At 51.2% G+C, this 15,098-nt stretch carries 7 protein-coding genes; all 7 read right to left on the bottom strand.

The features are described 5' to 3' along the window. Nucleotides 1-52: 52 nt before the first annotated feature. The 7 genes from D570_RS0105970 to D570_RS0105940 all read right to left on the bottom strand — a co-directional run bounded on the left by D570_RS0105970 (nucleotide 53) and on the right by D570_RS0105940 (nucleotide 14,884). Nucleotides 53-2,698, bottom strand: coding sequence for a phosphatidylglycerol lysyltransferase domain-containing protein (locus tag D570_RS0105970; protein WP_018143482.1), 2,646 nt, complete (start codon nucleotides 2,696-2,698; stop codon nucleotides 53-55). A 68-nt stretch (nucleotides 2,699-2,766) separates the two neighbouring features. After that, nucleotides 2,767-4,416, bottom strand: coding sequence for an alpha/beta hydrolase (locus D570_RS08635; RefSeq protein WP_169331234.1), 1,650 nt, complete (start codon nucleotides 4,414-4,416; stop codon nucleotides 2,767-2,769). A 246-nt stretch (nucleotides 4,417-4,662) separates the two neighbouring features. After that, entirely contained in the window at nucleotides 4,663-8,757 is a 4,095-nt protein-coding gene (locus tag D570_RS0105960) for a UvrD-helicase domain-containing protein (protein ID WP_018143480.1), read from the bottom strand. Beyond that, nucleotides 8,754-12,956, bottom strand: coding sequence for a PD-(D/E)XK nuclease family protein (locus D570_RS0105955; RefSeq protein ID WP_018143479.1), 4,203 nt, complete (start codon nucleotides 12,954-12,956; stop codon nucleotides 8,754-8,756). The genes D570_RS0105960 and D570_RS0105955 overlap by 4 nt, the downstream gene beginning before the upstream one ends. A gap of 154 nt (nucleotides 12,957-13,110) precedes the next feature. Next, nucleotides 13,111-13,725, bottom strand: coding sequence for an isochorismatase family protein (locus D570_RS0105950; protein WP_018143478.1), 615 nt, complete (start codon nucleotides 13,723-13,725; stop codon nucleotides 13,111-13,113). 1 nt (nucleotide 13,726) lies between these two features. Beyond that, nucleotides 13,727-14,230: a holo-ACP synthase gene (locus D570_RS0105945; RefSeq protein WP_051067191.1), complete on the bottom strand. Its 504-nt coding sequence runs from the start codon at nucleotides 14,228-14,230 to the stop codon at nucleotides 13,727-13,729. Between the two features lie 90 nt (nucleotides 14,231-14,320). Beyond that, nucleotides 14,321-14,884, bottom strand: coding sequence for a DNA-3-methyladenine glycosylase I (locus D570_RS0105940; protein WP_018143476.1), 564 nt, complete (start codon nucleotides 14,882-14,884; stop codon nucleotides 14,321-14,323). Nucleotides 14,885-15,098 lie beyond the last annotated feature (214 nt).

Genomic DNA, 15,098 nt, shown 5'->3' with positions numbered 1-15,098 from the left:
TGGGGTTTGGAGTTTTCTTCCAGCTCGGCTTATCGTTTTCGTTTATAAATGTTTAGGCATCGCCTCGCATGGTACGCAGTAAAGCCAACAAATCATTGGCGGACATCTGCGGAAGATACGCATGTCCAATGGCAAGGGACACTTGCACAAGCTTTGCCGAATCTGGGTACACGATGTAGACGTGCTGTTCGTGTGGTTGGAATTTCTTCTTGAAGAAGAACAAAGAGCCAAATCCGTAGGCTGGTTCCAAGAGCTTACCCATGAGTTGAAGGGCATGCGACAGGAACTCGGATTGCCCTTCACGCACTTCCATGCCGGACAGTGGGGCGGCCGATAAACTGAGGAATTCTACGGAGTTCTCCGGATCTTCCTCACCTTGATCGTGCAATCGCTGCGCCATTCTCGCAATGAGAAATTCCATAATCCCCTTCATACTATCATTACGATGTCGCATAAAGTCAAGCGTCCACCCCACAATATGCCCCTGGCGATACGTAGGTAGCCAACTCGTGACGGCTTGCACAGTTCCCTCTTCATCAATCGCGTAGAGGATTTTCACACGAGAATCCATCAGTTCTTCCACACCACCCAAGGTGAATTTCATCTCCGGAAGCGATTTTTCTTCTGCCCACTCTTCGGACAAATCCATAATCTGCTGGCGAATTTCTACCGGCTCTGCCTTAAACGTAGACAAGACATCCGTAATGCCTTCACGGCTGGCCTTGTTCACCGCTGTGCGGATATCCTGCCATTTTTTGCCGGTGGTTTTCCACTCGCGCGGATTGATAATCATCTCTGTGCCCACGTCGAGGCTGTTCCACCCCCAGGATTCGAGAATTTCGCGTTGCGAGTCGTGCACGCTGTACATCACGGGCGTCCATCCGTGCTCTTCGCAGAACTTGCTAAAGCCGATCAGCGCATTTTCGTAATTGTCCGCCGGGCCAAAAGGTCCGGTAACGGCGATGGCCATATTGAGATACACGCGGTAAGCAATGGCACTTTTCTGATCTTCACTAAACCAATAATTATTGCCATCCCAGGTGGACATAAAGGACATGGATTCGCCACCGGTCTTCAGCACAGCATCCACATGGGACTGCTCTGCCTCGTGTGCGCCCTGCTTAATATTCAGCCATGTGAGCAGCACGGCTTCGACAATCACCCAGAAAAGAATTGCGCTGCCAAAAGCGAGAGCATGATGCCACGTTGAGTGAGAGGCTAGGCTGCTCACCGCCCAGGTTTGATGCAAAAAGCCCATGGGGAAAAAGTGCGTTAACGTGGTCATCACGAGCAGTACCACATCGTGAAGCATCCAATCATGTCCCGAGTATTGCATACGCATATCGGCCGTGGACCACAGGCTTATAGAACCCAAAATGATGCCAGCAAAAACGATGCCCATAGCGCCCATCATGACGTGGGTACGCCGGATTTGGCGTGGGAATGCCTCAAAATTCATGACTAGAGCGATGATAAAGCCCACTACAATGGCGATAAGCAAGAGGACGTTCATCAACGCTCCATGCGTAAACATGTAAGCCACACGCTTCCACAGGGAAAGATTGAAATACCACGCTTGTCCCAGCGGAAGGAAGACATAGAAACTCGCGGTCAGCAGAGCCGTAATACTGCTCATTACAATTGCGGTCCACGCAGCTACACGGCTTCCCTTCAATAATCCCCAAGCAATCGTGAGCATAACCACAAATAAGGTCAGACTCAAACTCAGACTGAGAGACCCATCGGCTCCCAAAACTCGATGAAGGACGATGCAATCGGAACGCAGGGAATTATTTTCGCACATGGTGGCATTGGAAAGACTGACCGTATCGGAACTCATCAGCATGCCAATAGCCGACAGCGGACCCGCATGCACGCGCGAGAAGGTGGATACAATGGGGCCGAAAGCAAGAATCGTATAAATAACAGCAAAAATACGACGCTTTTCGATGACACCTATGTATTTGTAGGTGGACACCACAGCGTACACGTTGTTGCTGGTCACCATATAGCCGCACATTTGCCCCACGAAGGCGCTCAGCAGCAAGGCATAGTCCACAAATTCCCCGCTATACAGGATCAAGGTTGCCGCGGATGCGTACACGATGACGGAAATGCGTCGCTGCCATAACGGGCTCATGGTCGCCGACGCCGCCATAAAGGCGCCGATGACAGCTACCGTTACCCCGTAGTTCACGGGCAGATTTTTCAGTGCAGACCATCGCATAGTACCCGAATACGCCGCATAATACAAGGCAATTGCGGAGGACAAGCCAATGGTTGTGCTGACGAGGGAAACGAAAAGGCTTTTGAGAATGCCCAGTTTTCGTTCTGCAAGGCCAAAGCAGATGACAATCAGCAATACGCCGATGACAATGCTCGGCAGGGTGTTAACGATGACCAGAGTTCCTAAGCTTCTCAGCCATCCATACCCCGACAGATGCTCAAAGCTGATGCGGAAAAATGTACCGGGAAATTTGTCCACGGTACCGGCGGGCAACGAGGAATCGCGTAGAAATCCAAGATCCCAAGCCACACGCATACCTATGTTGACGAGCACAAAAATCGCCGCAAAGATCAGCGATAAGGGTCTTCTCATGAGAAATTTTACGAGATCTTTGCCCAAGGTGGCGAAGCTTTGAGCAATGCCTCGGGAGGATTTTTTACTCTGTTGGGTAGCGGTTTGTGCTGCTTTCATATCAACTCCTGATGTTCACGCCTGTGCTGACGTGGGAAGGTTATAAGTCGTGGTGTCGTGCTGGTGATTTAACGATGCCTTGCGCGCGCTGGCGTGGATTTTCTCGAAATGCTCTCAGATGCGTTTGCTACGTTAAATACGGAGACCGTTGAAGCTTTTCCAGCACCGGAAGTACTTGTACTACTCGTACCTGTAACGCTCAGACTGGTCGCGCTCGTGCCGCCATCGGACAGTGTCAACCCAGGAATTAAGGATAAGGAAGGAAAATCGGTTACCTTCACCTCTGCGCCCAAGCCTGCATGATTGCTAAAATCTGCCACAGCGTAACGCATAACGTTCTGCACGGTCGTCCAGTCGTGCGCAGAACCTGCTGAAAGTGCGGATTTCACCTTCCACCCAGATTTTCGAGCAAATTGGCTCACATACACTACATCTGCCTGCCCCACCGTGTCCAGCTGGCCCGAACCAAACAGAATTGTTTGGTGGGAATTTGGATGCGCGTTAAAAATATTTTCCGGAATATGCGCCTCATACGCGCTTTTATCTCCGCCATAATATGTGTTAATCATGGTGCTTTCTGAGCCAGCGTTTGGCTGTTTTTCTCCAGAAATATCGATGACATAATTAAAGAGTTCCGGATACTTTGGCCCTAGCTCCACTGAGCAGGTACCACCCTGAGAGAAGCCCCCTATAGCCCAATGCGTGTGATCCGTGGTAATCGGCAGATTCTTTTCCATCCACCCCACCACATCTTTCATAAGATAGGTTTCCGTATTGCCAAAGGGAATCGTGTTGGCACACATGGTGTTGTGGAACTGATTTCCTAGCTGATCTGGCGAGATAATAACCGGTGCAAGTCCGTTGTGTTTGGCTGCGTATGCATCTGCAATGGCGCCCAATTGCCCGGCAGTAAAGAAGGTACTCGTATACCCTGGCTGACCAGACATGATAAAAATCACGGGCAATGCGGGCACCTGCGTGGTCAAAGCCGCCGGCGGCACATACACCACGGCCAGTCGCGCATGAAAGCCGGACTCGGTGGCAGGAATTCTGACGCTGTGAATTTCACCGTGCTCCGGCACGCTGATGCGACCCGACTGTGCCAACTTCAGATAATCCGACACCGTCGTCGTAGCCTGAGGGAAGGCATCTGTTTCAGGGTATAAGCTCTTGCCCAGCAGATCGCGAATGGTGGGATACTGTCCGTATGCAGCATTGACCTGCGAGGCGCTGAATAATATAGCGGCTGGAATGAGACAGATAGCAATGATTCTGCGCCAGCTGCGATACAGCACCAGCGAGGCGATGGCATACCCTGCAACGGCGCATCCAAACGCTACGCGGATAAAGACTTTTCTGCCCAGTCCTACCCCAAAGACGAGAAATACATCAGACAGAAGCCACACGGTAACCCAACCGAGTATGAGCCCTGCAAGGGCGCTTAGCATCTGGATAAGGAGCGTCATATACCACTTATGTTGGGAAAAAAGCGAGGTCTTGCGTGCTTCGTGCTGTGCACGGTGCCCTCGGTGGTGATGCGCGGCGTTGTGAGCAGCGTCCACAGATTCATCGCCTGCGGATACAGTCTGCGCTTTTCTGTATGCCGATGCCGGCACAAAGATTGGCAACAACAATACGCAGAGTACGAAAACGAGGACTATAACTGACCAGATGACCCAACCGTGATCGATGTGAACATTGAGAAACCAGTTATACATAAGCGCCTCTTTATATTCCATGTGTTGTGAATTCATCTGTTGTGAATTTCTTCTACCAAATGTCATACGATACAACGCAAAAATAACAATAATTCATCATCTGGTAATAAATTAAGGGCTTTCCCTGATGAATTTCACGATAATTCAGGGAAAGCCCTCAAGTCACATCATGCGCCTGTGAGTTACTTCACACCAATCATGGAGGTCCAGCGCAGATTTTAGCAGCTGCTGCTTACGCGTGCGTCGTTACTCATTGCGATCCGCATCGAAATCCCACACTGACGCATGGAAGAGCTGCTCGATGTCTGCAGCAGTTTTGTACTGCGCATAAATTGTGCGCTCCTCCGCATTTTCCTCGCTGACGTAGTACAAGGCCGCATCCACCTCATCCACCTCAACATGCTTTATGTGTGCCAAAATTTCTCGATACATGTCGATTTGGAGCAATTTTTGCTCAATCTCTTCAGCCTTACGTGGGCGATGACCAGTTTTCCAGTCAATCACCGTATAGCGAATTTGACGCTGATTTTTCTGTGCCTGCTGGGAAATCGGCGAATCTGTAAGGATATTGCCCGCAAAGACCGCATCGATTACGCCAACCACCGCACGCTCTTCGCCTTCAATAGCATAAGCAAAAGGAATTTCAGTACCCACGGAGTCATCGACGCTAAATGGCGAGTCAAGCAAACGCTGCTTCCAGACATGCATCTGCTTCTCCACTGCGTTTTGCGGCTCTTCCCTCTCCACCTCGGCGCGCATGCTTTGCTTGAGCTCGGCAAAACTGCCATCTGCTCGCTCATCTTCCGGGCTGAAATAACGCTCCGCAAAGGCGTGGAATTTTGTACCCAACGTGGCAGGGCTGAGCTCTTGCGCATCTTCATACAAAACAAGGCTCGGCACTGGGCGCATAATGGCGCGAGCGCGTCGAAGCTGCGTCTCACTGTGGTGGGTGCGGTCCTGCCCGGCTTCTGAAGCCTCTATTCTTTCGCGTTGCAAAGCCGTGACCGAGGTGTTACGTTGAGATAGCACGCGCTGAGCCGAGGCGACAATCTTCTGATCTGCATCGTCAGCACTGCTGGTTGCGTGTAATTGCTGAAGCGTTTCATGGAGCTGGCGTGCACACTCATACAAAGAAGGCGCGACTGTTTCCTCTGCTTGCGCTGCATTATGCTCTGAATCTGGCGTCTGCTGCTGCTCAAAGGTGCGCAGAGTTTCGTAGGATTTTTGCAGTACGCGCCCTACGACTGGCTCCACCTCACGCGGATGCGCATAAAGCTCCAAATGAGCATCCTGCACGGCTGTTTGCGCATCCGTAAGCGCTTCCCCGATGACGGTTTGCGCATAATCCTGAGCATCCTGCCCCACGAACGCGCCCACAGGGCTATCTTGATAATTCTGCGCAATCTCAAAATCACCGACGGAAATTACATCCTCTTTCCACGGATGCGTATTCGACTGCTCCGTAGTCATGAAATCATAGCATTCTTGCCAAAAGAGCGACGCCTTACTCACATCTGCCGTAACCAGCTTCTGCCCGGCAGGAATCGCATCCAGGGAAAGGACATACCCCACGGGGTCATCATCATCCGTCATAGCATTCATCGTTTGCGTAAAACCTGTGATGAGCACGTCACGCTTCGCACGCGTCACCGCGACATACGCTAGACGCCGCTCATCTTCCAGTACGGTCTGCCCGCTCTCCTCACGAATGCTCATAGTGCTACTCAATTCGCCCCGCTCTAAGAGGTGTATTTGCCCATACACAAGCTTTTCCAACGCAGCAGAATCACCGATCTTCTTCGGGAAATCCTCCACATCCACAAAGCGTGACACGGAGTCTTTATCACTGCGCACAGGATATGGCACGGCCGTCGGATCTGTAAGCCAGGTGTGGGCGTGCGAAAGGTAGCGCCCAAAACGCGGTTCCGGATCGTCTTTATACAGCTCGTCGGTGGAAAAATAAGACCCCTGGCTGGAGGGGAAGGTGCTCTTGTTCATGCTTGGGATAATGACGCTATCCCACTCCAAGCCCTTCGAGTGGTGAATGGTACAGACGATGACGTCAGCGCCCTGAGCACCCACAATCGTAGGATTTTCCGGCAGGGACTTCTTTTGCCCGTCCAGCCACGATAGGAATCCTGAAACCGTGGCGGTTTGACCATCTAGCAGCTCATCGTTGTACGTGCGCGCCATTTGGGCAATGCTCTCCACGCTGGATACAGGCACGGCCTCTCCGGTACGCCCTTGTGCACGGCTCAACGCATATGCCACCGCTACATCGATATCCAATCCCAGTACGTCCCCAGCCGTGCGGATCACAGCTTCGATGCCACTGTGCAACTGAGACTCTACCCTTTGTACAGCTTGCGCAAAATCGTTAATTTTTGCTGCACCCTCGGCACTACCGGTGAAGTATGTGCGGAGAATTTCTGCACGATTATCTGCTAAAAGAATGTCTGCTAAAGACACCACCGCAGGCATATCCCAGTCCTTGGCAGTATCCGTGTCCTGCACATTCACATGCTTGAGCAAATTTGTCTGTAATTGCTTGTCATAGCTTTTCGCCGCCACGGACAGTGCCTTCAAATCTGAGGCAGCCAAATCGTAGCGCGTGCTGGCCAGTAGATTGAGCACACTCGCAGAATCCGAATGGTCCGCCACAATGCGCAGCAGATTGATAATATCGTGCGCATCTGGTCTATCCATCACGGTTTGCACGCCGTCGACTTGTACCGTCAGGCCCGCCTTCGTCAAGCCATCCACGTATGCGTCAATGCGCGTTTTAGAACGCAGCAGCACCGCCACATACGGCCCCTGCTGTGCGCTTTCGCCACGTTTAATGCGTGCATCATTGTCCGCTTTGCTCTTATCCACAGCTTTCAGCGCATACCGCACAATGCCATCGATCTCCTGCTTCATCGAGGCATAAAACATAGCGCCGAAAGAGCCTTGAATGCTCTGGGCAAGCACAGACAGCTTCTCTACTGGACGCTCCTGCAAGGCAATAGTTCCCGGACGGTCGTATGCATCTTTGTGCCCCATGCGCAACGGATTGGTAAGCATATTCGCCATATCCAGCACTAACTGCGGATTGCGCACGGTTTTACTCAAGGATAAGGGCGTACCCACGCCTGTTTTCTGTACGAAAGCAGCGAACGCACCCGGAGCTGCACCGCGCCAGCCGTAAATGGCCTGATACGGGTCGCCCACCGCCGTCAGCGCGCTATGCTGCCCCTGCGCGTTCACACCGTGCGGAGCAAAGAGCTGGACTATCAGACTGGCCTGTGTGGTCGAAGAATCCTGATATTCGTCCAAAAAGACATGCGAAAATCGCGCACGATAGTGCTCACCAATCCAGGGAAAACGCTGAATTAATTGCATGGCGGCAATAGTGAAATCCGCAAACTGAGCCATATGGAGTTCGCGTTTTTTCTGAGCAAATAAACGTACATATTTCAGGTACATGGACCGTTTACGCGTTTTATCACGCAAGTCCGTGAGCATATAGGCGAAATAATCACGGCTTTTCTTCTTCATCCAGTTATCGAATGTTTTCGCCGTTGTAAATTTGCCGATGTCTACCTTATCCCCGAAACCTTCCAGGGTCTGCTCTTCAGGATATTCACGATCCATAATCTGCGTCAAATGCTGGATAAAGGCATCATCCCAGGTTTCTATGCGCCGAATGGCTTCGTCCACACTCGTGCAGGAGCCATCAATCATGCTAGAACTAATAGCATCGCTTAAACTCAGCACGCGTGTAACAATCGTGGAGTAGGCTCCTAAGTCCGAAAAATCATCGAGTGAGTCCGTACTTCCCTCACTCTGACTCGAGTCAGACTCCTCTGCTTCTTCTTCATCACCGTATAAATCTGCCACTACTTGGCGGAAATTTTCTTGGATGACCGTATCCACGAGTTGGTAGGCTCCCGCTTCGCTCAGTGGCACCGTTTGCGGATTCATGCCTACCAAAAGCCCGAACTGGCGCACAATGCTTTGGAAAAATGCATCATAGGTATACACATCAGGCTTCATAAATGCGCTATCTGCATGGCTTTCTAAAGACTCGGAATCTAGCTCACCCTTGTGTTTCTGGGCTGCCTCATCCCTATGCTTTTGCACGGCAGTAGAAACGCGTGTTAAAAGCTCCGTAGCGGCAGCCTTCGTAAAGGTCAGACCCAGAATTTTCTCTGGAGGTACGCCCTCGCTTATAAGCCGGATAATGCGCTGAGTCATGGTGAAGGTTTTTCCAGAGCCCGCACCTGCCACAATCAGCATCGAAGCATCCGCATCTGCATCGACGATGTGTGATTGCTCATCGGTTAATGTGAACTCTGTCATGAAAGCCACTCCTCCATTACGGAATTATTTTTCCCCGCACACAAGGCGCACACGTCGGTATACGCACAGTAACGCACATCGTGCGTGCTGTGTACTTCGGTTGCGGTAATAACGTCTGATTTCAATGCCGCCGCAGCATAAAAGACGCGCGCAATTAAGGCCAGCGAATACAGGGTTCTATCCGCGTCACGCATGCGGTATTCTTCTTGTACACGCTCCAAAGCCTGCGGACTCAAGCTTCCTAGATAGCTCTTGTCGAAGGTGAAGTCATCCTTACTCCACAGTTTGCTGTGCTGTTTGTAATAGCTTCTCGTAGCACTTTCATAACCCAAATGCCCCTCTACAAAGAGTGCCGGCTGATATTTGTGGAAACCCTTGTGGCGGGATGTGGCAGGAATATTCTCATGCTTCACATCGAACAGCGCGGACATAGTAATCTGCGGCGCCTGAGCAAAAAGCTCGGCGCGCTCAGCGTCAGTATCGTGCTTTTTACCGTGGAAAATAAGCCCTAACTGGTAGCTGGTGAGCTGAAGATTGCTGACAATTTCAGACATCGCATGTGCTTTATTTCCCGTTTTGTAATCGATGATGTACACCACGTCTTTGCCACCGACTTGACCGTGCTTTTCTACGCGATCAATCTTGCCATGTAAGTGCACAACGGTGTTGTAATCGTAGCCCTCCGGCATGCCATTGACGAGCATGCAGACCAGCGCGCTGAATTCCTTTTGTGTCAGCGGTGTTCGACCTTCGATGGCGTTGTAGGCGAATCGAATATCCTCCAAGGTGATAAAAGCGTCGAATTCCTTCTCCACTTCTGCGCTGGTCACCGGCACAAAGGGCGGGTGCCAATCTGCATCTGGCGCCAGCTCACTGCTGTGGGAATTGACAAAATAATACGCAATATTACCTAGAATTTCTGGAGCTTTGGCATCGTTTTTGACCTGGCTCATGTACTCTTTCAGACCTGCATCCAGATTTGCCGTGCTCTTGAGACTGTTGTACTGCTTCAACAGGGCATTCGTTACCCAGTTCAGCACGGCGGGAGGATTGGAGAGCTCCTCTAGTTTAGCCTGATAAAACTCCTCGGTATCAAAATGCATATCTTGGCTGGCCCATTGAGCTACTTCGTGGATGAGATCTCCGAAGGAGGTAGCGGCTGTGGACTGTCGCGTGCCGGAGAATTGATTTTCTAGACGATAGCAAATAGGGCATCCCCAAATGCTCTCTACGCTGGACGGAGATACCCGCACGGGCTGGGCATTTGAGTCTTTTTCTTCCTTGAAGTTATCCACGTCTGCGGATGGAGCGGAAATAAAAGCCCATTTTTCTGGAGCGGCGAAACTATACCCCTGCGTGCTTAAAAAGTCGAGGGTCTTTAATGCATCCTGAGCGCGTGGACTGAGATTATCCGCATCTGGCTGGATGTGTTCACCGCCAGCTGCCAGCAATTCCTCACTCAAAGTGACGCGAGCTTGGCGGATGATATCCGTCATACTCATATGTTTTGACGATGTGCTCTGACTGTCCTGCGAACCGTCTTTCGAGCCGTCCTGCGAGTCGGTAGACGACTGCAAGTCCACTACCGGAACCTCCGTAAAATCAGCCTTTTCCAGAGAATCCACACGGGCAAATTTTTCTGGCATATACGTATACAGAAAATCCGATGGCGTGGTGGTGTTATCCCACACAGCACTGATATGCAGCCGCTGCTGCGCCCTCGTCAGCGCAACTAAGAAGCTGCGCTTTTCCGCGTGCAGCACATCGAGCATGCGCGCATGCGCATCCATAGTGATAGCGCCATGCAGGACCACATCGCTTAAATCATCAGCTCCCAGCAAGGTGTTGCGCACAGCAAGATTTGGCCAGATGGACTGCTGCATTTGGGGGATCCACACCTGATCCCACGTTTGCCCAGCCGTTGAAGCCACGGTGGTCACGGTTACGGCTTCTTCTATAGGCGCCACATGTGCTAGAGAATCCGCCAAAACTTCCAAATTCGCCACACGCATCATGAAAGCATCAATGCTCAGTGCCGCATTATTTTGATTGGCAAAATCAAATAATCGCATAGCGCCATCGAGCCAGTCATTGTAATGCAATCGTGCGGAAATATCGGAGTAGTCTAAAGCTTTTTTCTGCCAGTCATCGGATACGTGGGCAGCCTTCCAGGTAGCCCAAAGGATGGCGATAATGTTTTTATCACCTTCGGATGCTGCCGTTTCTGCGCTGGCATCCATCATGCTCAGCAGCTTTCTCAGAGCCGCCACATCACTCGATTGACGCGCGTCCATTGCAGAGAGCACATCCATAATTCTTGGACGCACACCCTCCACATCGAGGAACACAAGGGTTTTCAGCGCAGACGCATTCAGCGGATACATCCCCGCTGCTGCGCCCAGCTGCTCGCGCACGTAAGACCAAGCCTCAATAATAGACTGAAAGTCATAATCCGTATCTGCCCGGCCATCCCCCCAGGCTTGAATAACTGCGCTTAACGCATTCAGCAAGGCTTCAATGTGATTGACACGCAAAGGATGATTGTCCTCTGTCATGCCCAACGGACTGCTCGCGAACTGACGCAAAAGCGCCGATACGCGTTGAGTTAGTGCATCCAACGTGTCAAAATTCTCCGGACGTATTCGGCCCAACTCAATGGCCGCAAACAATCCTAAGGCCACAGGATCTTCGCTCAGCGGCTTAGAAATTGCGGAAAATCGTACCGGAATCCCCTCATTTTGTAAGCGTTGCCCAAATAAACGTGCCGTAGAATTATCGTGCGTAATAATGGCCATGGCATCCCACGACTGCTGCTGCTCGACGCGGTGAGCCATAATGTCCGTAACAATCCATTCCATTTCGTCACGCGAGGACTGGAAAATATGGGCATCTACGCTGTTATCGTTGCTCACATCACCACGCGGCGCGTAGATTTCTGCCATGCTGCGCACCGTATCCGGGAATTTTTGCGCACGCTCCGGTAAAGCGATATCCGTGTCGTAAGCGGCCGGGATATTTAATGCCACACGGGAGGCGGCGATTTCCCTGTAATTCATCTGGGAAAGCTCGAAACCGCTGACGAGGTCGAGGCGCTCGGCGTGGAAATACGCAAAATCTGGCGCGAGAAACATATTCGATGTGTGTGTATCCCCGGCAGGAGCAGGCTGGGCAGCACGATGCCATAAAAAGTCACCATCCGCGCCACGGAAGCCGAGCACCGACTCATCCGGATTGCCAATGAAAATAATCTGCGTGCCGTATTTGTGCAATTCTTGAAGCAAAAACATGGCCGCCAGGGTTAATTCTTGCGCATCATCCACCACCAACACGCGCGGATAATGCAGGCCAATTTCGCGTGCCTGTCCACTTGAAAAGGTCGTAGCAGCCTCGCGCAGTAAGCGGGAGGAATCCAACCGCAGCTCACGGGGATACTGTGCAAGTACCTCCTGCGCGTACTCCTTTCGCAGCACAAAGGATAAGCGAATCTGAATGGCCCCATGCTCTCGCGCATGCAATTGCTTATATTTATCTTCAGAGTTTTTCAACGCCGCCACCAGCGCCTCCTCATACGTATGAGAAGCACCCAATTCGTTCATGCGGGCAAGCATATCGCGCAATTGCAGCATAAACACCGGCGTTAGATAGCTTTCAAACAAGCTTAAAGTGTCACGTGCTCCACCTGCTTGGTTATCCGAAGTGTTGTTGTGTACATCACTCTCACTGGGCACACCTTCGAAATACGTGCGCAGCAGCATGCATGTCTCGCACAAGTCGCCCGTACGCGCATGAGAAATATGACGATCAAAAATGACTCTCAGCAGGGCAGTCTGCTCTGCACCGTTGATGAGCTTCGGCGCTGGAGCACCGAGCAGCATCTGACGTTCATCGAGGATGCGGAAGGCTATAGCGGACAGCGTGGTGGCCAGACGGCGCTGACCGGATACTTTCAAGGCCTTTATAATCTGCCGATTCGCATCATCCGCAGTCATGCGGTTACTCACCGCTAGACTCACATTTGTGGAACCAAAGCGCTGCACCGCTGCCACGGTTACCTGCTGAGCGAGCGTAGTCTTACCACTTCGAGGCGCTCCTGTCACCAGCCAATTGTGAGCATGCCCGCTCGTTTCCGTTTCCTGCGTATCATCGGCAAAAGACTGGACAATCTGCTCATATGCCTGCTCTAAAGAAATTTTAGCCATTCAGATTTCTTACTCCCGCGCGCAACAGCTTCCGTAGCCGCACCATTGTGCGCATACCGAAGCTATTGCGCGATTGATTAACCCAATAATCTAAGAAAATTTTAAGCAATCGGAAGAATATTTCTGCCTGTCTCCCACCTTGCGCCGTCGAGACTTAGAGCTCTACCTCCACAAGCTCTACACCGTTGTCTTTCAACGCATCGCAGGCCGCAATGCCCTGCTCTGGGCTCACCGGCGCGCTCAGATTTGTGAGCACGCGCGTTTCAAAACCTAAACGTTTCGCATCCAACGCGGTGTCCTTCACACAGTGAGACAGTGCCAGTCCACACACGTCTACCTCGGTAATGCCCGCATCGCGCAAGGCATTCTCTAAAGTATGCCCCTCGTCCAGTTCTTTTTGTACCTCTTCACGGGTGGCGATACCGTAACCGTTGTCTTCTACACCTTCAAAACCGGAGTAAGCGGCAGAATATTGCCCCTTCTTAAAGTGACGCGTAATACCCAGATTTTCGATTTCACGATGCAGCTGAGCATTATCACTGCCCGCAAAACCATGCACAGGCCACGTATCCACGAAATCCGGCGTATCACTGAAATGCCTACCTGGCTCGATATGCCAGTCCTGCGTGGTAGCCATGAAATTGTAGTCGGAACGATGTGCATTCACATACTCAGCGATGTTGTGCGCTACTGCGTTGCCACCTTGGACACCCAGCTCTCCGCCCTCGCAAAAAGTTGGCTGCACATCAACGATAATCAGTGCTCTCATCTTAATCCTCTTTCTTTCTTCTCATTTCTATGATGACGACAGCGCTTGCCGCGTTTTCGTCTTGGCTTAAAGACACATGAATGTGCTCCGTCATCGATGAAAACTCAGGATGTGTGCTGCCCAAGCTTGTATGGAGCCGTGTAACTACTTCTGCGTTGAGATACATGCTGGGACGGCGAATTGCATCGTTCAAAATTTCAATGCTTGCCCACGGAAAATTGTCAATCGTATACGGCATCGTCATGCTCGGCGCCAAGGCATGAGACCAGGCTTTAAGGAAGGCTTCTTTTCCTGCCCAACGCGTGGCTAAATGCGTGCTGTAGGGCGTATGATTCTGCGCTGATATCTGCCGGCACTGGGCCTTTTCTTTCTGTGAAAAAAGATTTTCAAACCTGCTACCCGCTATGGACATCTGCGCTTCAAACGCGGCACAATCCACTACATCGTGACCCATTCCAGCTATGCACGCGTCTAATTGCCCTTCGAAGGACTTCACAGAATCCATAAACTCAATTTAGCACTGAGGATGAATACAGCGCTCTGCGATTTCGATTTTATCGACGCAAGCGCTGTGGTGGGGTATCCCAGCAAAGCCTTATTTTACAAGCTCTTCATAACGCCAGCAGTTCACCTCATGATCATTGGCCAAGCCTGCCGCTTGGAAAAAGGAGTAAACAACCACCGGTCCCGCAAATCTAAATCCGTCGGCTTTCATGCGTGTGCTCGCCTTTTTCGCAATGTCGATTGTGTTTGGCAAATCTTCCGCATCGTGGATGTGATGAACAATCGGCGTATTATCTACAAAACGCCAGATATACGCATCTAAGCTCTGACCCGCGTTTTCTAGGTCTTCGACCACAGTGGCGTTATGAATAATAGCGTTGATTTTCCGACGATTTCGGATGATTCCCGCGTTTGCCATCAAGTCCTCAAACTGCGTATCCAATTGGGCTACGCGATGGACATCAAAGTCTGCAAAGGCTTCTCTCATGGCCGCACGCTTGTTGAGTACAGTCTGCCAACTCAGACCTGCTTGCATTATTTCGAGCGAGAGTAATTCAAAAAGTTTGCGTGAATCATGGCAGGGTGTGCCCCACTCGGTGTCGTGGTAGGTTCGCATTAACGCATTCCCCGAGTCTGCCCATGCGCACTGTGCCATTGAATGCTCCTTCACACCGAAACGAATACTGAGACATAGTGTAGCGCGCAGAAAATAAAACGTACATCACCTTTTGAGGTGGTTTTATCGATTGAAGACTTTAATTTCTATACTAACAATGCCAATTTTCCCACAAATCGCCCACCACACTGCCCGACCACACATCCCACTACTATGTGAATTGTATGAATGAACGGTAGCGTTCAACACGTAT

The sequence above is a fragment of the Alloscardovia criceti DSM 17774 genome (assembly GCF_000376885.1).
GTDB lineage: Bacteria > Actinomycetota > Actinomycetes > Actinomycetales > Bifidobacteriaceae > Alloscardovia > Alloscardovia criceti.
This window is presented reverse-complemented; position numbering and strand designations above follow the sequence as displayed.

Excerpts from the sequence above, each read along its gene's own strand:
- D570_RS0105940 (WP_018143476.1), bottom strand. The coding sequence starts at position 14,884 with ATGGCACAGTGCGCATGGGCAGACTCGGGGAATGCGTTAATGCGAACC.
- D570_RS08635 (WP_169331234.1), bottom strand. The coding sequence starts at position 4,416 with ATGTATAACTGGTTTCTCAATGTTCACATCGATCACGGTTGGGTCATC.
- D570_RS0105955 (WP_018143479.1), bottom strand. The coding sequence starts at position 12,956 with ATGGCTAAAATTTCTTTAGAGCAGGCATATGAGCAGATTGTCCAGTCT.
- D570_RS0105945 (WP_051067191.1), bottom strand. The coding sequence starts at position 14,230 with ATGGATTCTGTGAAGTCCTTCGAAGGGCAATTAGACGCGTGCATAGCT.
- D570_RS0105970 (WP_018143482.1), bottom strand. The coding sequence starts at position 2,698 with ATGAAAGCAGCACAAACCGCTACCCAACAGAGTAAAAAATCCTCCCGA.
- D570_RS0105950 (WP_018143478.1), bottom strand. The coding sequence starts at position 13,725 with ATGAGAGCACTGATTATCGTTGATGTGCAGCCAACTTTTTGCGAGGGC.
- D570_RS0105960 (WP_018143480.1), bottom strand. The coding sequence starts at position 8,757 with ATGACAGAGTTCACATTAACCGATGAGCAATCACACATCGTCGATGCA.